Below are 17,653 nucleotides of genomic sequence, written 5' to 3' on the forward strand. Positions count from 1 at the left end.
CGGCATCGTCGTACCGGCTGAGAAAACCGATTGCACCGCCTGCACGTCTGTGCGAGGCTCCGCGACCATGTCTGCCGATGAGATCCGCCCGATCATCTCCGCGCCTCACAACTCCCGACTGACCTGGAACACCCCGCTCTCCGAGGAGCACGCCGCACAGTTGATCTCGGCCTGTGCACCCGCCCCCGGGGCGCGCATCGTGGACATCGGCAGCGGCTGGGGTGAACTGCTGATGCGACTGGTGGCATCGGCGCCCGGCAGCACCGGCGACGGTGTGGAGACCGACCCCGACGCTGTGGCGCGCGGGCGGGCACTCGCCGAGGAGCGGGGGCTCGCGGAGCGCGTACGGTTCCACGCGACGCCCGCCACCGAGTGGACCGAGAGCGGCTACGACCTCGCCGTGTCCATCGGTTCCGCCCATGCCTGGCCCGGCTCGACGGCCGAGGCGCTGAAGGCCCTGAGCGCCGCCGTCCGGCCCGGCGGGCGGGTGCTGTACGGCGACGGGATCTGGCTGAGGGAGCCGTCCCCCGCCGCACTCGCCGGCATCGGGGCCGAACCCGGCGACTTCGGATCGCTGCTCGAATTGATCAGGCTCGCCGAGTCCGTCGGGCTGCGCGCACTCCAGGTGACCGTCGCCGACCAGCGTGAATGGGACCTCTTCGAGTCGAACGGGCCGATCGGACGGGGTGAGCGCTGGGCGCTGGAGAACCCCGGGCATCCGCTGTACGACGAGGTGATCGCCGAGGTCGACGCCCGCCGCACCGGCTACTACGGCGGCTACCGCGGGGACTTCACCCTCGCCTACCTCGTGCTGAGCGCCTGACCGTTCCCGAATCGGTGCGTGATCGCTCTGGCCACCTGCGGCGACCGGCGGTAACTTCCGGTCCCGTACGCCCTGGGAGCCCCGAGGAGTCGCCATGCCCGAGCCCACACCGATACCCGTGGAACAGCTGCAGTTCGCGATGCCGCCCGTCCATCAGTCGGTCTACGAGGAACGCGCGTACCGCAAGGAGCGGCTGGCCGGGGCGCTGCGGCTGTTCGCGGCGTACGGGTACGAGGACGGCGTCTCCGGTCACATCACCGCGCGGGACCCGGAGTACACCGGCTGCTTCTGGGTCAACCCGTTCGGCGCCCCCTTCGACGGAATCCTGTCGAACGAGCTGATCCTGGTCAACGGTGACGGGCAGGTAGTCGAGGGGCGCCACCACGTCAACCAGGCGGCGTTCGCCGTCCATGCCCAGGTGCACCGGGCCCGCCCGGACGTCGTCGCCGTCGCGCACACGCACTCCCTGCACGGGCGGGCGCTGTCGGCGCTCGGTGAGTTCATCGAGCCGATCACCCAGGAGTCCTGCGCCTTCTACGAGGACCACGCGGTCTACCAGGCCTACACCGGGGTCGTCGTCGACGAGGAGGAAGGGCGGCGGATCGCGGCCGCGCTCGGCACCCGCAAGGCGATCATCCTGCGCAACCACGGGCTGCTGACGGTCGGCGACTCGGTGGACGCGGCCGCCTGGTGGTTCGTCACGATGGAGCGTTCCTGCCAGGTGCAGTTGACCGCGCGGGCGGCCGGGAAGCCGGTTCTGATCGAGCACCGTGAGGCGGTGGCCACCCGCGAACAGCTCGGCAGCGACCTGGTGGCCTGGATCAACTACCAGCCCCTGTGGAACAGGATCTCCCGAACATTCTGACGATCCGCGCGCCCCGGCGGCCCCGATGCGGGGCAGGCCCGTCCCGTACGGCACAATTCGCAGCAATCGGTGGTCAGTTGGCAGTACGTGGGCGGGAAAGGGCGGCGTTCTCCGTGGCGTTGGACGAGGCACGACAAGGCACTCACGGCGGTGGCTGTACGTGCGGCGACTGCCCGCACGGAGCGCGCGAGGGACACCGGCGCGCGGTGGCCGCCTTCCTGGCCAAGCGGGACGAACTCGCCGCGGGCCAGGGGCTGCCGACCGGCGTCGCCCAGTCCGCGTCCGCGACCCGCCAGTGGGTCTCCGACGAGCTGACCGAGTCGGCCCGTACGGTCGCCGAGCGCAACCGGGAGGCGGGCGACGCCTGGCTTCACCAGGTGTGGGTGCGCACCCTGACCGTCGTCTGGGGAGGCGTCGCCCTGCTCGCCATCGGTGAGGCCGGCACCGCCATCGGTGCGGGCTGGTCGACGGCCCGTACCGCCGGTCTGGTCGCCGCGCTCGTCACCGCCGGGCTGCTGACCGGCGCCGCCCGCTTCCACCGGGCCCGCGGCGGTGTCCTCGCCCCGCTGATCGGCGAGGACAACCGGCTCTCCACCTCCCGTGCGGTGGCCGTGGCCTGGGTGCTGCTCGCCGTCTTCTCCGTACTCGTCCTCGCCCTCCAGCTGGCGGGCGCCTCCGGCCATGCGGAGCGCGACGCGCTGATCGACGGTCTGGAGCTGGCGCGTGGCGCCGGGGTGCTGACCGCGCTGGCGCTGGTGTGCGCCATTGCCGTGGTCGTGCGCCGGGTGGTGACCGTACGCGCCCTCGCCGGGCGTCTGCAGAAGCTGCGCGCCGACCGGCCGCGCGCCGCCGATCTGCTCACCGACGACTCCGGGCGGGGCAGTTTCACCGACGTGCAGTACGTGTTGGTGAGCGCCGTCTCCGTACTCTTCGCCGTGGTCCGGCTGGCCCGCCGGCCCGAGCAACTGCCCGATCTGCCCTGGGGGCTGGCCCTGCTGGTGGCCGTCTCCGCGGCGACGTATTTCGCCGGCAAGTACACGGAGGGCGGGCGCCCGGTCGTGCTGTCCGTCGTACGGGCCCGGGAGCCCGGGGATCTGGACGCGCCGATCCGTACCGGCGACGACATCGAGATCCGCGGTGCAGGTTTCGTGCCGCCCGGCGCCGGGGCCCCGGACCGGCTGGCCCGCGTGGTCGTCCGGATCGGCCGGGTTCATGTCCATGTCCCGCTGGTCCCGGTGGCAGGCGGCTTCGCCAACCCGGCGGACACCGTGCTCACCGTGCCGGTGCCGGTGGAGGTCGAACCGGGACTGGTGGACGTACAGGTCGTGACGGCCGCCGGGGTGGAGACGAATCGGGTCGAGATCGACGTCACGGACTGAACGGCCGGCCGGATCCCCGCCGATTGCGCCTGATCGAACCGTAGGGCTGGTGAGCAGCGCGTTCACCGCGTACGTATGGTCTGGTAACGGGTCGACGGAAGGCGGGGTCGCTATGCATGGGTACGGCACGAATACACGTGGTCTGGGCGAGACGAGGAGCCTGCGGGAGCTGGCACGGGAGCATGCGCTGCTGCCGCTGCGCATATTTCTCGGCGTCACCTTCATCTATGCCGCGCTCGACAAACTGACGGACAGCGCCTTCTTCCGCGCCTCCGGGTCGGGCTCGGTCGGCGAGATGATGCACGCGGTACGCGACTCGTCCGCGATCCCGGCCCTCGTCGACCTCTCGCTGAAGAACCCCGGAGCGTTCGGGTACGCCATCGCCTTCGGTGAACTCGCCGTCGGCATCGGCACCCTGATCGGGCTGTGGGCGCGGCTCGCCGCACTCGGCGGGGCACTGATCTCGCTGAGCCTGTGGCTGACCGTGAGCTGGCAGGCCGATCCGTACTACTTCGGCAACGACCTGGCCTACCTCATGGCTTGGTTGCCGCTCGTGCTCGCCGGCGCCGCATCTTTCTCCGTGGACGCCTTCTTCGCGTCGCGGCGCCGCCGCATCCGGTAGCTCACCCACGTCGTGGTGGCGGCCAGCCAGAGGCCGCCGAAGAACACCGGGAAGAAGAAGGTCCAAGGGGCGTCCCAGCTGCCCGCAGCGTCCGCCGCGTAGCCGGCCGCCAGGGCGAGCATCGCGACGCCCGCCACCGCGCGCCCCGGCCGGATCTCATGACGCAGCACGAGTGACCTCCACCTGTCCGATACCGACTTCCAGGTCCAGCTCGACCGTGCCGGCCGGGGTGACGCCGGCCGGCGGAGCGATCGTCCGGTGCTCGTTCCGTGCCGGGCTGATGTCCACATCGCCCGGTGGATCGGCCGGCAGCCGGATGTCCCCGAGTCCGGCCTCCGCCCGCAGCTGGACCGTCACCGCCTTCGGTACCACGACGGCCGCCCGGCCGGCGCCGACCCGTACCCGGGTGCTGACCGTGTCGCCCTTCGGCACCGGCACCTTTGTGAGGTCGAGCGTGCCGACCCCGGAGCCCAGTTCGTACCGCGGCTGGACCGCGGCGACCGAGGCGGGGCGCCACTCCTCGCGCACCCACCGGGTGCTGATGTCCTTCGGCAGCGCGGCCGCGCCCGCCAGCAGCACCGCCGTGATCACCGACAGCAGCAGCGTGCCGAACCCGGTCCGGCCGAGGAGCGTGCTGACCACCATGCCGGCACCGAACACGGCGAGCGCCGCGGCCAGACCGAACTGCAGGCTCGTACCGAGCGGATGGGTCTCCCAGCTGAGGCCCGTGGACAGACCGCCCGCGATCAGCGCGAACAGAAAGACCAGGCCGCCGATCGAGTGCGGCCCTTGGTCCGCCCGCATCCGTTCGGGCGCGCGGAACGGTGCGTCCGCCGCGGCCCTGCGGGGAGGCCGTACCGTGCCCTCGTCGAGCACCGTGTCCGCCGGACCCCACAGATAGCCGGCGCCCACCGGCCCCGAGGTGCCGTCCTTGATGATCGGATCCCGCCACCAGGACGGGCCGGCCGGCGACGGCGGCGCCTTCACCTCCGGCGGCGCGTCCGCCGCCGCCTGTGCGGCCGCCGGGTGCAGCGGGTCCTCGGGGGCCGTGGTCCTGCGGCGCTGCGTCCAGACACAGCAGCCGATGACCGCGAGCGTCAGCATCGCGGAGAACGCCAGCGTGCCGCCGTTGCCCAGCATGGAGAGGAAGAGCCCGCAGCCGATCAGCGCGAACAGCACCGCGATCAGCGACGCCCCTTCGACCCGGCCGGACAGCAGCCTGCGCGCCTCGTTCTCCTCCTCGCCCTCCAGCGGGATCAGCAGCCACGCGAAGCCGTAGAAGATCAGGCCCAGGCCACCGGTCACCGACAGGACACCGAGCACGATCCGGAAGATCACCGGGTCCACGTCGCAGTACCGGCCGAGCCCACCGCACACCCCGGCCACCACTTTCTGCCGCGCGCTGCGCTGCAGCTGCGGACCAGGTGCGGCGGGCGGCGCGACGCCGGGGGCGGCGTCCTGGGGAACGGTCATGGCTCCATGGTGACGGGCAGTGGGCGCCCGCGGCACCCGCGCCGACCCTGGCCGATCCCTGATATTGACCGCGCCGGACCCTGAAGGGAGGCCCTCGGGTCTCCGCACTACCGGCCGTCTCAGGGTCGAGTGGGGGCCGACCCTGATGCCGCCGCCCACCCCGACATGTGACGATCGGAGCATGCCAGCCGCCACGCCCCGAGCCGCAAGCTCCCGCAGCGCCGACCCGGAGGAGCCACCGCTGCGCAAGCTGTACCGCAGCGCCGACGGGCGGATGCTGGGCGGCGTCGCGCGCGGACTCGCCGGGCATCTCGGGCTGCCCGTCGCCTGGGTGCGGTTCGTCTTCCTCGGCCTGTTCTTCGCGGACGGCCTCGGTGCGCTGCTGTACGCCGTGTTCTGGATCGTCGTCCCGCTCGGTGTCGGCGGGGTCGAGGCGCCGCGCTCCGTGTTCGAGACCGGAGCCGACGGCCGGCGTCGGCTCCGCAAGCCCGACAAGGGGCAGGTCTTCGCCCTCATAGCGCTGCTGATCGGGGCTGCCGTCTTCGTGGGCAACGTCGACATGGGCAGCAAGGCCGACCGCTACATCTGGCCGACGCTGCTGATCGGTGCGGGCTCCGTCCTGGTGTGGCGGCAGGCCGACAACGCCCGGCGGGCCCGCTGGATGGAGGTCGGCAGCCGCCGCCGGGTGCTGCATCTGGCCCGTGGGCTGGCCGGGGTCGCCCTGGTCGGCCTGGGTCTCGCCGGCTTCATGGTGGTACGCGGCTCCGCGGCTCAGCTCGGCAATGTCCTCACCGCGGCGATCGCCGTCCTCACCGGCATCGCGCTGCTGGCCGGCCCCTATCTCGTACGCATGACCCAGGACCTCTCCGAGGAACGCCTGATGCGTATCAGGGCCCAGGAGCGCGCCGAGGTCGCCGCCCATGTCCATGACTCCGTGCTGCACACCCTCACTCTGATCCAGCGCAACGCCGAGGACCCGGGCGAGGTACGCAGGCTGGCCCGCGCCCAGGAACGCGAACTGCGCAACTGGCTGTACAACCCCCAGGGCACCGGCAAGGACGAGGGCGACGAACCGGAGACCCTCGCCGAAGCGGTCAAGCGCGCCGCCGCCGAGGTCGAGGACAAGCACGGCGTCCCGCTTGAGGTCGTCGTCGTCGGCGACTGCCCGCTCGACGAGAAGCTCGCCGCCCAGATGCAGGCCGCACGCGAGGCGATGGTCAACGCCGCGAAGTACGGTGGCGAGGGCGGCGCCGTGCAGGTCTACGCGGAGGTCGAGGGCCGTACGGTCTTCGTCTCGGTACGGGACAGGGGGCCGGGGTTCGATCCGGATTCCGTACCGGCGGACAGAATGGGCGTAAGAGAATCAATCATCGGCCGGATGCAGCGCAACGGCGGTACGGCGCGGCTGCGTTCGGTGCCCGGCGGGGGCACGGAAGTCGAGCTGGAGATGGAGAGGACGAGCGATGACGGACACCACTGAGGCAACCGGGGGCCCGGAGCGCCGGGTACGGGTCGTGCTCGTCGACGATCACCGGATGTTCCGCACCGGGGTGCAGGCCGAGATCGGCCGCACCGAGGAGACCGGCGTCGAGGTCGTCGGCGAGGCCGCCGACGTCGACCAGGCGGTCACCGTCATCACGGCGACCCGCCCCGAGGTCGTCCTCCTCGACGTCCACCTGCCGGGCGGCGGTGGCGTCGAGGTGCTGCGCCGCTGCGCCCCGCTGATGGGCGCGGTCGAGAACCCGGTGCGCTTCCTGGCGCTGTCCGTCTCGGACGCCGCCGAGGATGTCATCGGCGTCATCCGCGGCGGCGCCCGCGGCTATGTCACCAAGACGATCACCGGCACCGACCTGATCGACTCCGTCTTCCGGGTCCAGGAGGGCGACGCCGTGTTCTCGCCCAGGCTGGCCGGCTTCGTCCTCGACGCGTTCGCCTCGACGGACGCGCCGCCGGTCGACGAGGACCTGGACCGGCTGACGCAGCGCGAGCGCGAGGTGCTGCGGCTGATCGCCCGCGGCTATGCGTACAAGGAGATCGCCAAGCAGCTGTTCATCTCGGTGAAGACGGTCGAGTCGCATGTCTCGGCGGTGCTGCGGAAGCTCCAGCTGTCGAACCGGCACGAGCTGACGCGGTGGGCGACGGCCCGACGGCTGGTCTGAACTCCGGAAGCGTTCCGGCGGGCCGAGACTCCGGTGGTGTTCAGGCGGGGTCGAGCGAGATGTTCAGCTTCTCGCCGATCCTGCGGTATCCGATGCCCGCATAGATCCGTTCCACGTCGGCGTCGCCGGGCTCCAGCCACACCACCCGGCAGCCCCGCGCGAACGCGGTCGCGGTCAGGTGGGCGGAGAGCACGGCGCCGATGCCGCGGCGGCGGAACGTCTCGGCGACGGCGAGACCGGCCAGTTCGGTGAGGCCGTCGACGGGGACCGAGCAGCCGCCCGCGCCCGCCGGGACGCCGTCCACGGTGGCGAGGGCTGCCACGCCGCCGCCCGCTGCCGCGTTGCGCAGCCAGGCCGCCTCGCCGCCCTCGGGTTCGCCCGTGCCGCCGTAGCCGTGGTGCTGCACGCGGGCGGCGGCGTCGAACTCCGCGTCGGTGGCCGGTTCGGCGATGACGAGGGCGTCCACCGGCTTCGGCGGCAGGAGGTCGCCGGGGGCGCAGGCCAGGATCGGGGCCCTGTTCTCGACGGTGAAACCGGCGGCCAGCAGCGCGGGTTCGACCGCGGGTGCCCCACCGGGCAGATATTCCAGACGCGGCATCCGGTCCCGTTCGCGGAACGCGGCGATCAGCGCCTGCACATCAGCCGCCGTCGGCTCGGCCCCCTGGTCCGGGATCGCGTAGTTGGCGTACTTCAGCTGCCAGTCGGGGTTGTGGCGGACGGTGAACGGGCCGATCCGCAGATGGTCGGGGGAGCGCAGGGCGAGCGTACGGGTGTGGCTCTGGACGTCTGCGTCCATGGGCATGTGCGAGTCTCCTTCGACCGGTCCGGTGGGACTCGGGGGCTGCGGCAGCCGGGAGCCTATGCCACCCGGGTCGCCCCGGCGAAGGGCATTTCGTCGATCGGCGCGACGCGGACCGGTGCACCGGGGTGCGGCGCGTGGATCATCAGGCCGCCGCCGATGTACAGGCCGACATGGCTGACGCCGGAGTAGAAGAACACCAGGTCGCCCGGGGCGAGTTCGGAGCGGGAGATCCGCTGTCCGGCGTTGATCTGCGTGTACGTGGTGCGCGGGAGCGAGACGCCGGCGGAGCGCCAGGCGGCCTGGGTCAGCCCGGAGCAGTCGAACGAGGTCGGACCGGTCGCGCCCCAGACGTACGGCTTGCCCAGCGCCCCGTAGGCGAACGCGACGGCCTCCGCGGCGCGGGCGTTGGGGGCGGCCTGCGCGGCACCGGCGCGGCGGTTGCTGCGATCGGCGTGGCCGGCGGCGGAGCGTGCAGTGTCCCACTGCTGGTACGCGGCGCGCTGCGCGGGCGACAGGGTGTCCAGGAGCCGCTGGGCGTCGGCCAGTTTGGCCCTGACCGTCGTGCGGTGCTTCTTCAGTTCGGCCTGGCGGGTGCCCAGTGCCGCCAGTTCCTCCTTCGCCTCGGCGCGCAGCTGGGCGATCTCGGTGACCTGCCGCTGCACCTTGGAGACCTCGGTGGCCTGTCGGTCAGCGATCCGGTCCACGTACGAGGCCCGTTGCAGGTACTCGTCGGGGTCGGAGGAGAGCGCCAGCTGTACGGCGGGGTCGATGCCTCCGGTGCGGTACTGCGCGGCGGCGAGCGAACCGAGTGCGTTGCGGGAGGCGTTGAGGCGTTCGGTCCTGCGGGCGGCCTCGTCGCGCAGCGCGCCCAGGGACTTGACGGTGGCGGTCGCCTTCTCCTTCGCGCCGTTGTACTGCTCGGTGGCGACCTCCGCCTCGTGGTACAGCCGGTCCACCTTGGCCTTGACCTGGGCGGGGGTGAGCTGCGGATCGGCGTGTGCGGCGCCCGGCAGGGCGGCAGCGGTTGCGGCCCCGGCGAACGCGAGGGTGGCTGCGGTGCGGGCAGCAGAGCCGGTACACGGGCGCTGCTTGGGTTTCCGATGCGCTGCCACGGGGGCGGGGCTCCTTGCTGTCGACTGCCCGTCGGGGCCTACCGGCGGGCCCGCGGAGGTCCGGCGGCGACGCCGGCAGGGGGAGCCGCGCGCCGCCGGACTCTTCGGCGGGGTGACCGGGCCGCCGCCCGGGTGCGGAGCGCCGGTGAAGCCGGTCACCTGGATAGGGACGCTAAACCCGGGGCACGAGGAAGAGTCGTAATGACGGCTATTGCCCGAATTTGGCGCGGCGATGTCATCAAGTGATCGGAGAAAACGCACCAAAGTCAGGCAATTGGTGCAGATATAAGTGAAACACCAAGGAGCCCCCACCTCGCCGGAGAGCGGTGCTATGGCCCCGGCTAGGCTGCGGCCCCATGGACGTACTCATCAATGTCTTCGTCGCGCTGCACATCATCGGTATCGCCGCACTCCTGGGCGGCTTCCTGACCCAGATGAAGGCGATGGGGGCGGGCACGGCCCGCTTCGTCCCGGCGATGCTGCACGGTGCGCTGACCATGCTGGTCACCGGTATCGCACTGGTCGGGCTCAACCAGGCGGACGACCAGCCGGTCAACAACATCAAGATCGGTGTGAAGCTGGCGGTCCTGGTCGTGATCCTCGCGCTGGTGTACGTCAAGCGGGACGAGGAGAAGGTCGAGAAGGGCGCCTTCGCGGCGGTCGGCGGGCTGACGGTCGCCAACATCTTCATCGCGACACTCTGGACCTGAGCCGACCGCTGCCGCCCGGGCCGGTCCCTGTCCTTCATGGCGCGAGCCCCCGCCGGATCCTTCCGGCGGGGGCTCGTTGCTGTCCGGGGCCGCGGCTACGCGGGCCGCACGCTGCCGTAGATCGGCATGTAGTAGATCGACTCCTCGCGGACGTTCGCGCCCGGCTTCGGAGCGTGGATCATCATGCCGTCGCCCTTGTAGATGCCGACGTGGCTGATGTCGTCGTAGAAGAAGACGAGGTCGCCCGGCTGCAGATCCGCCGTCGCGATCCGTGTGCCGATCTCCACCTGGTCCCAGGTGGTACGGGGGATGTCGACGCCTGCCGCCTTCCAGGCGGCCTGGGTCAGCCCCGAGCAGTCGTAAGACGACGGACCCGTCGCGCCCCAGACGTACGGCTTGCCCAACTGGGCGCGGGCGAAGGTGAGGACCTTGTCGGCCTTCGTGGTGGCGCTGCTGTCCGATCCGGTCGCCGTTCCCGTATCGCCGCCCGTTCCGGCCTGCTTCGCGGCCTCCTCGGCCTTGCGGTCCGCCTCGGCCTTGGCGGCTGCCTGCTGACGGGCCAGCTCCTCGGCCTTGCGCTTGGCCTCCGCTTCCTTCTTGCGCTCCAGCGCCGCGAGCCGCGCCTTCTCCTCGGCCGTCAGCTTCGACAGCATCGCGCGGGCCTCGCCCAGCTTCTTCTGGACGTTCTCCTTGCTGGTCCGCAGCGTGGCCTGCGACTCGGTGAGCGTCTCCAGGCTCTTCGTCGCCTCGGCGCGCTTCTTCGACGCCGCGGCCTGCTGCGTACGGAAGTCCGTGACCGCCTTCTGCTGCCGGCCCGCCATCCGTGCCATCAGCTGGTTCTGGTCGAAGTACGACTGCGGGTCGTCGGCCAGGAAGAAGGTGGCGCTCGGTGCGATGGAGCCGGTGCGGTACTGCGCCGCCGCGTAGTTTCCGAGCGTCCTGCGCGCATCGTTCAGCTTGTCGGCACGCTTTGCGACTTCGTCCAGCAGCGCGTCGACCTTGCCCCGCTGTGCGGCGGAGGCCTCCTTCGCCTGGTTGTACTGCTGGGTCGCGGTGCCCGCCTGCCGGTAGAGGTCGTCGACCTTCTTCTGTACGTCCTCGATGCTGGGCTTCGGCGAGGCCGGGGCGGCCGTGGCGCTCTGCGTGGAGAGCAGGGTCACACCCGCCAGGGCGGCCGTCGTGAGCCCGACGGCGGGCGTGGTGGAGCGCACCCGGGTGCGCGGTTTGCGATGCGACGCCAAGGCCGGCATCTCCTTCCGTGGACCGCCTACCGGGTTAGCTGTCGGGTTCGGGCGGAACGGAAGGCTGCCCTACGGTCCGGATGTGTAGATATGGACCGATTCACCCCGGTGATGCGTGTGGGTCCCCGGCTCCGAACTTCCGCGAGGGCAGCCCGGATTCGGCGCGGGAGCCCGCTCGGCGTGGTTCGCCTCAGGGGGTACGGGCCGCCCGACCGAGCACGCTAGCCAACCCGTGGTGCTGCTGTGAAGGTTGATGTTCGATATGCCCGATACATTTTCGTGACCTTGGCGACGGGGATGGGGATGCGGGCCGGGCGACCCCTCCTCCCTTACGCGGTGTGGCTGTGCGCTCTCCGTATGTGCCCGTGCGCCGGGTGCGGTTCGCCATGCGGCCGCACGGTGTCGGTGCGGCGGCCTAGACTCGTCAAGCGATGAGCAGCCTCTTTGACGACAGCTTCCTGGCCGGCCTCCAGCACTCGGAGGAAGAGCCCCCGCCGCCCCCCGAGGACTCCGCACCCGAAGCGGTGCCGGAGAACCTCTTCGCGGGCGTGTTCGACGTGCCCCCGCCGCCCAGGGACGCGTACTACCGGGACGGCGCCCACCGCCCCGTCATCGACGCTGCCGCCCTGCTCGACGGGTTGAACACCGAGCAGCGCGCCGCCGTCGTGCACGCTGGGTCGCCGCTGCTCATCGTCGCCGGGGCCGGCTCCGGCAAGACCCGGGTGCTCACCCACCGCATCGCCCATCTGCTGGCCGAGCGCGGGGTGCACCCCGGCCAGATCCTGGCGATCACCTTCACCAACAAGGCCGCGGGCGAGATGAAGGAGCGCGTCGAGCAGCTCGTCGGACCGCGCGCCAACGCCATGTGGGTCATGACGTTCCACAGCGCCTGCGTACGGATCCTGCGCCGCGAGTCGAAGAAGCTCGGCTTCACCTCGTCGTTCTCGATCTACGACGCCGCCGACTCCAAGCGGCTGATGGCCCTGGTCTGCCGCGATCTGGACCTCGATCCGAAGCGCTTCCCGCCGAAGTCGTTCACGGCGAAGGTCTCGAACCTGAAGAACGAGCTGATCGACGAGGAGACCTTCGCCGGGCAGGCCGCGGACGGCTTCGAGAAGACGCTCGCCCAGGCCTACGCGATGTACCAGTCCCGGCTGCGCGAGGCCAACGCACTGGACTTCGACGACATCATCATGACGACGGTCCACCTGCTCCAGGCGTTCCCCGATGTCGCCGAGCACTACCGCCGCCGCTTCCGGCACGTCCTCGTCGACGAGTACCAGGACACCAACCACGCGCAGTACACGCTCGTACGCGAACTGGTGGGCCCGGCCGGACCGGCCGACGCCCCCGCCGAGCTGTGCGTCGTGGGTGACGCGGACCAGTCGATCTACGCCTTCCGCGGTGCGACCATCCGCAACATCCTCCAGTTCGAGGAGGACTACCCGAACGCGACAACGATCCTGCTGGAGCAGAACTACCGCTCCACGCAGACGATCCTCTCCGCGGCCAACGCGGTCATCGAACGCAACGAGAGCCGCCGCCCCAAGAACCTCTGGACGAACGCGGGCGAGGGCGCCCGGATCACCGGCTATGTCGCCGACACCGAGCACGACGAGGCGCAGTTCGTCGCCGACGAGATCGACCGGCTGACCGACGCGGGCGACGCCAAGGCGGGCGATGTCGCCATCTTCTACCGGACGAACGCACAGTCCCGTGTCTTCGAAGAGATCTTCATCCGCGTCGGCCTGCCCTACAAGGTCGTCGGCGGCGTGCGCTTCTACGAGCGCAAGGAGGTCCGGGACATCCTGGCCTACCTCCGGGTCCTCGCCAACCCCGAGGACACCGTCCCGCTGCGCCGCATTCTGAACGTGCCGAAGCGCGGCATCGGCGACCGCGCCGAGGCGATGATCGACGCCCTGTCGCTGCGCGAGAAGATCACGTTCCCGCAGGCGCTGCGCCGCGTCGACGAGGCGTACGGCATGGCGGCCCGCTCGGCCAACGCCGTCAAGCGGTTCAACACGCTGATGGAGGAGCTGCGCACGATCGTCGAGTCGGGCGCGGGCCCCGCCGTGGTGCTGGAGGCGGTCCTGGAGCGGACCGGCTATCTCGCGGAACTCCAGGCGTCCACCGACCCGCAGGACGAGACCCGCATCGAGAACCTGCAGGAACTCGCCGCCGTCGCGCTAGAGTTCGAGCAGGAACGGGGGGAGTCCGACGCAGGGGAAGGCGCGAGTGCGGGCACGCTCGCCGAATTCCTGGAGAAGGTCGCGCTCGTGGCCGACTCCGACCAGATCCCCGACGAGGACACGGACGGCTCCGGCGTCATCACGCTGATGACACTGCACACCGCGAAGGGTCTCGAATTCCCGGTGGTGTTCCTGACCGGCATGGAGGACGGCGTCTTCCCGCACATGCGCGCGCTGGGACAGGTCAAGGAGCTGGAGGAGGAGCGGCGCCTCGCCTACGTCGGGATCACCCGGGCCCGTGAGCGGCTCTATCTGACCCGGGCGGCGATGCGCAGTGCGTGGGGGCAGCCCTCGTACAACCCGCCGTCGCGGTTCCTCGAGGAGATTCCGGACCGGCATCTGCAGTGGAAGCGGACCGGACCGATGGCGGCCCCGGCCGGACCGACGTCGGGGATCACGTCGTCGCTGTCCTCCTCGCGCTCGCGCTCGGGCCCCTCGGGTTTCGCGACCCGGCGCACCTCGGACAAGCCGACGATCACGCTGGTGGTCGGGGACCGGGTCACGCACGACCAGTTCGGGCTCGGCACGGTGACGGCGGTCGAGGGGATCGGCGACCAGGCGAAGGCGACGGTCGACTTCGGGGACGAACGGCCGAAGAAACTGCTGCTGCGATACGCGCCGGTGGAGAAGCTCTAGGACGCCCCTGGGGCACTGGCGGCGGTGGTGGCGGGCGCGGGGTGCCTGCCACCGGGAGGGCGCCTGCCGCCTCTCGCCGTGGATCCTTGCGGCTGCTCAGGTCGGGTCGAGGCCGTGGCTGCGGAGCCAGGGCAGCGGGTCTATGGCCGCGCCGCCACCGGGCCGGACCTCGAAGTGCAGGTGCGGGCCAGTGGAGTTCCCGGAGTTTCCGGAGAACGCGATGACCTCACCGGCCTTGACCGGGCCCGAGCGGATCTTGGTGCTGCTGAGGTGGCAGTACCAGGTCTCGGTGCCGTCGGCCATGGTGACGATGGCCATGTTCCCGTACGCACTGTTCCACTGGGTGCGTACGGTGCCGTCCGTCGCGGCCATCACCGGAGTGCCGTACGAGACGGGGAAGTCGATGCCTGTGTGCACGGACATCCAGTTGACGCCGGCCTGGCCGAAGTAGGCGCTGAGGCCGTGCTGTGCGACCGGCAGGAGGAACTTGGGCCGCAGAGCCTCCTTGCGCGCGGCCTCCTCCTCCCGCTTCTTCTTCTCGGCCGCCTGCCGCTCCTTCAGGTCGATGCGCTCCTGGGTACGGCTGGCGCGGTCGGCGAAGTTCTCCGCGTCGGCGCTGAGGTTGGCGAGCTGGGTGTCCAGCTTGTTGTTGGCGGCGACCGGCTTGACGGTGCCGGGATCGGCGGCCGCCATCGACGTCGTGTCGTCCTTCTCCTCGCCGCTGCCGAGCCCGCCGACGGAGGCGGCGGCGATACCGGCGACGCTCATCACGCAGGCGGAGGGAACGGCGACGGTGAGGAGTGCGGAACGCTTCGCGGGGGAGCGGCGCCGACTGCGGCTGCCGCCACGGGTGCTGGGGCGGCTTACGGGACGGGGGACGTCGCCGTCGCTGCGGCCCGCCGCGCGGTCCGTGTCGAGGCCGTCGCTGTCCTCGCGGTCAGCGTCGCTGTCGTCGACGATGCCGGTGGCGCCGGGCAGGTCCGTGTCGGGCAGGCTGAACTCGGCGGTGCGGTAGGGCTCGTACGGATCGTAGGAGCCTTGGTCCGCGTACGACTCGTACGACTCATGCGCCTCGTACGGCTCCTGGGCGCCGCGGGCGGTCTGTTCGGGTTCGTACGACTCCTGCGCGGTATGCGCAGTTTGCTGATCGTGCTCGGGCGCGGCGCCGGTGTTCCAGGCGGTGGCGTCGTACGCGCCGGTGTCGTAGGTGGCTGTCCCGGCTGTCGCCCACTGGCCGTCCTGATACCAGCCGTTGGTGTTCCACTGGCCCGACGAATCCGGGGCGCCGCCCTGTGCGGGAATGCCGCCGGCGTCCGGCATCCAGGTCGCGGTGGTGGCGTACTGCTGCGGCTGCTGGGTCCCGTATGCGGCATAGGGGTCGTAGGCGGCGGTCTGATGCGCGCCGGCGTCCCACTGACTTGCGTCGTACTGGCCGTTGTATCCGGCCTGTCCGGCGTCGTAACCGCCGTCGTAACCACCGTTGTGGCCGGTGGTGTCGTACGTGCCGTCGTAGCTGCCCGGGAGGGAGCCGAAGAGCGGGTCGTTGTCGAAGCTGCCCGTGGAGTGGCTGTCGTAACCGACATACCCGGCGTGGGGGTGCTGGTCGTTCACCAACTTCTCTCTCGCCTCGGCAGCAGGACCTGGGGTCTGGGTCCGGTGGGGGATCCCAGGGGGAAAGCAGTGGCCGCGACTGTACCCGTCGGTATGCGACGCCGACAATCTTCGTCAGGTTTTGGCCGCTCAGGAAACGGGCAATCGGCCGCCTTTCGACGGACTGTGCACAGAGCTTTGGCTCTATGTTCGAAACGCGTTCTATTTATGGGCCCGTCCCGGCGGCCCGGAGTGCCCGTGGGCGACTCTCATCGCGGCGTGGCGGCCTTGCGCGGTGAGGATTCCGGTCCTTCTCAGGCCACTGACGCGGTACCCACAAGTCCGGGGGCCGCTTCCGGGGACTCGAGCGCCTGGCGGATCCCGGCGGCGACCGCCGGGTGGACCGGCAGTGCGAGATGGCCGATCCCGCTGACGCGTACGTTCTGGGCATCGAGATCCGGATGGTCGATGCAGGCCGCCTCGGCCGGGACGATCACTTGGTCCAGCTCGCTCCAGAAACTCACGAACCGGGTCCGGCAGCCGGGCGCAGGCCGGCGCAGCTCCTCGATCGGGGCGGAACCGCTGCGCATCTGGCGCACGATCGGGTGCGCACTGGCCATCGGGGCGACGGCCGTGCCGCCGTGCGGGGTGCCGAGAGTGACCAGGGTGCGGACCCGTCGGTCACCGCCGAGTCGCTGCACGTAATAACGGGCTATCAGGCCACCGAGGCTGTGCCCGACGATGTCGACCTCATGGTGCCCGGTGCGGCCGCAGATCTCCTCGACGTGCCGGCCGAGCAGCTCGGCGGCCGTACGGATGTCGCAGGTCAGCGGCGAGTAGTTGAGGGACTCCAGATGGTGCCAGCCGTGCCGGGTGAGGGAGCGGCGCAGCAGGACGAAGACGGAGCGGTTGTCGATGAACCCGTGGAGCAGGACGACGGGCGGCCGGTCGGGGCTTTCGACGGGAAGGACCGGGGTACCGGCCGGTGCGGTGGACGGCTCGAAGGGCGGTTCGGACGGGCGTGCGGGGTCCCGTCGCTCGCTGGTGATGCCCGCGGGGTAGAGGAGGACATGCCCGGCGAGCACGATCAGCTCCAGTGCGGTGGCCCTCAGCAGCGCCGATGACAGCCAGGTGCGGCGCAGGCACGGCTCGCGCAGCATCGATGGAAGGAAAGGCAGGACCTTCATGACCCTCATGGCCGACCTCCTGCTCGGCGCACGGGGAGGCGGCTCCGGTCCCCGTATGCCCTCATGGGCGCCGTGGCAGAGGTGTGGGCGGGGGCTGGTCGGGCCCCTGGTGCCGTACCGCCGTGCCGTGCGGCTGGCGGCGCGGTGGTACGGCGGCCTCGTAGCGGCTCCCCTGGCGTCCGTCCCGCGCGGCGGGTGTGCCGTGATGCGGGAACGGAGCCTGGCGAACATGTCCCAGGTGTGATTTCCCCCTCCCGGTCCACCGCGAAACGGCGGGTTGCGGGATGCTGTCGATAACGTTCGTTCACATCCCTGGCCCTTTCAGGCACGGGAGACGCATGTGGAGGCAGTGATGGGTGTGACCGGTCCGATCCGTGTGGTGGTGGCCAAGCCGGGCCTCGACGGCCATGACCGCGGCGCCAAGGTGATCGCGCGGGCACTGCGCGACGCCGGTATGGAGGTCATCTACACCGGGCTCCACCAGACGCCCGAGCAGATCGTGGACACCGCGATCCAGGAGGACGCCGACGCGATCGGCCTCTCGATCCTCTCCGGCGCGCACAACACGCTCTTCGCCAAGGTGATCCAGCTGCTCAAGGAGCGCGACGCGGAGGACATCAAGGTGTTCGGCGGCGGCATCATTCCGGAGGCGGACATCGCGCCGCTGAAGGAACAGGGCGTCGCGGCGATCTTCACCCCGGGAGCGACGACGGCATCGATCGTCGACTGGGTGAATGCGAACGTCCGCCAGCCCGCAGAAGCCTGACCCCGGCCGAGGGCGGTCCAGGCCCGTCCCGGCCGGGTC

Annotated in this window: 15 protein-coding genes and 1 riboswitch; of the genes, 9 read left to right on the forward strand and 6 right to left on the reverse strand. The window is 70.9% G+C overall.

All coding sequences use genetic code 11. The features are described 5' to 3' along the window. The first annotated feature begins 67 nt into the window (after positions 1-67). The 4 genes from ACIA8E_RS16405 to ACIA8E_RS16420 all read left to right on the forward strand — a co-directional run bounded on the left by ACIA8E_RS16405 (position 68) and on the right by ACIA8E_RS16420 (position 3,689). On the forward strand, positions 68-823 hold the full coding sequence (locus ACIA8E_RS16405; RefSeq protein WP_399298475.1) for an SAM-dependent methyltransferase: 756 nt from the start codon (positions 68-70) through the stop codon (positions 821-823). Positions 824-917: 94 nt separating this feature from the next. Continuing rightward, positions 918-1,688 carry a class II aldolase/adducin family protein gene (locus ACIA8E_RS16410; RefSeq protein WP_399298476.1) on the forward strand — a complete coding sequence of 257 codons (771 nt, stop codon included), beginning with the start codon at positions 918-920 and terminating at the stop codon, positions 1,686-1,688. Positions 1,689-1,801: 113 nt separating this feature from the next. Beyond that, a complete protein-coding gene (locus ACIA8E_RS16415) occupies positions 1,802-3,067 on the forward strand; it encodes a hypothetical protein (RefSeq protein WP_399298478.1) in 1,266 nt (421 codons plus the stop codon). 112 nt (positions 3,068-3,179) lie between these two features. Beyond that, entirely contained in the window at positions 3,180-3,689 is a 510-nt protein-coding gene (locus ACIA8E_RS16420) for a DoxX family protein (protein WP_399298480.1), read from the forward strand. A 156-nt stretch (positions 3,690-3,845) separates the two neighbouring features. On the opposite strand, the gene ACIA8E_RS16425 is transcribed toward ACIA8E_RS16420, so the two are convergent. Beyond that, positions 3,846-5,162, reverse strand: a complete 1,317-nt coding sequence (locus ACIA8E_RS16425; RefSeq protein ID WP_399298482.1) for a PspC domain-containing protein — start codon at positions 5,160-5,162, stop codon at positions 3,846-3,848. 181 nt (positions 5,163-5,343) lie between these two features. Between ACIA8E_RS16425 and ACIA8E_RS16430 the strand changes: the two genes are divergently transcribed. Next, positions 5,344-6,642: a PspC domain-containing protein gene (locus tag ACIA8E_RS16430; RefSeq protein ID WP_399298484.1), complete on the forward strand. Its 1,299-nt coding sequence runs from the start codon at positions 5,344-5,346 to the stop codon at positions 6,640-6,642. Further along, positions 6,626-7,321: a response regulator transcription factor gene (locus tag ACIA8E_RS16435; RefSeq protein ID WP_030968973.1), complete on the forward strand. Its 696-nt coding sequence runs from the start codon at positions 6,626-6,628 to the stop codon at positions 7,319-7,321. Before ACIA8E_RS16430 ends, ACIA8E_RS16435 begins: the two co-directional genes overlap by 17 nt. Positions 7,322-7,361: 40 nt before the next feature. Here the strand turns inward: ACIA8E_RS16435 and ACIA8E_RS16440 are convergent, their stop codons facing one another. After that, positions 7,362-8,123 carry a GNAT family N-acetyltransferase gene (locus tag ACIA8E_RS16440; RefSeq protein ID WP_399298486.1) on the reverse strand — a complete coding sequence of 254 codons (762 nt, stop codon included), beginning with the start codon at positions 8,121-8,123 and terminating at the stop codon, positions 7,362-7,364. A gap of 56 nt (positions 8,124-8,179) precedes the next feature. Then, a complete protein-coding gene (locus ACIA8E_RS16445) occupies positions 8,180-9,235 on the reverse strand; it encodes an NlpC/P60 family protein (RefSeq protein ID WP_399298488.1) in 1,056 nt (351 codons plus the stop codon). 356 nt (positions 9,236-9,591) lie between these two features. Between ACIA8E_RS16445 and ACIA8E_RS16450 the strand changes: the two genes are divergently transcribed. Next, the gene (locus tag ACIA8E_RS16450) at positions 9,592-9,945 is read left to right on the forward strand and encodes a hypothetical protein (RefSeq protein WP_399298490.1); all 354 of its coding nucleotides are present in this window, start codon (positions 9,592-9,594) and stop codon (positions 9,943-9,945) included. Between the two features lie 95 nt (positions 9,946-10,040). Here the strand turns inward: ACIA8E_RS16450 and ACIA8E_RS16455 are convergent, their stop codons facing one another. Beyond that, positions 10,041-11,195 (reverse strand): NlpC/P60 family protein, encoded by a 1,155-nt coding sequence (locus tag ACIA8E_RS16455; RefSeq protein WP_399298492.1) that lies wholly within the window; start codon positions 11,193-11,195, stop codon positions 10,041-10,043. Next, positions 11,194-11,360, reverse strand: a riboswitch (cyclic di-AMP (ydaO/yuaA leader). It overlaps the preceding gene by 2 nt. 257 nt (positions 11,361-11,617) lie before the next feature. Between ACIA8E_RS16455 and pcrA the strand changes: the two genes are divergently transcribed. After that, entirely contained in the window at positions 11,618-14,071 is a 2,454-nt protein-coding gene (pcrA, locus tag ACIA8E_RS16460; protein ID WP_399298494.1) for a DNA helicase PcrA, read from the forward strand. Positions 14,072-14,167: 96 nt separating this feature from the next. On the opposite strand, the gene ACIA8E_RS16465 is transcribed toward pcrA, so the two are convergent. Together ACIA8E_RS16465 and ACIA8E_RS16470 are read right to left on the reverse strand one after the other, a co-directional pair. Continuing rightward, positions 14,168-15,682 (reverse strand): M23 family metallopeptidase, encoded by a 1,515-nt coding sequence (locus ACIA8E_RS16465; RefSeq protein ID WP_399298496.1) that lies wholly within the window; start codon positions 15,680-15,682, stop codon positions 14,168-14,170. 293 nt (positions 15,683-15,975) lie between these two features. Beyond that, a complete protein-coding gene (locus ACIA8E_RS16470; RefSeq protein WP_399298715.1) occupies positions 15,976-16,848 on the reverse strand; it encodes an esterase/lipase family protein in 873 nt (290 codons plus the stop codon). Positions 16,849-17,200: 352 nt separating this feature from the next. Between ACIA8E_RS16470 and ACIA8E_RS16475 the strand changes: the two genes are divergently transcribed. Next, positions 17,201-17,614: a cobalamin B12-binding domain-containing protein gene (locus ACIA8E_RS16475; protein ID WP_399298498.1), complete on the forward strand. Its 414-nt coding sequence runs from the start codon at positions 17,201-17,203 to the stop codon at positions 17,612-17,614. The last annotated feature ends 39 nt before the right edge of the window (positions 17,615-17,653 follow it).

Source organism: Streptomyces sp. NPDC051664, assembly GCF_044453545.1.
Lineage (GTDB): Bacteria > Actinomycetota > Actinomycetes > Streptomycetales > Streptomycetaceae > Streptomyces.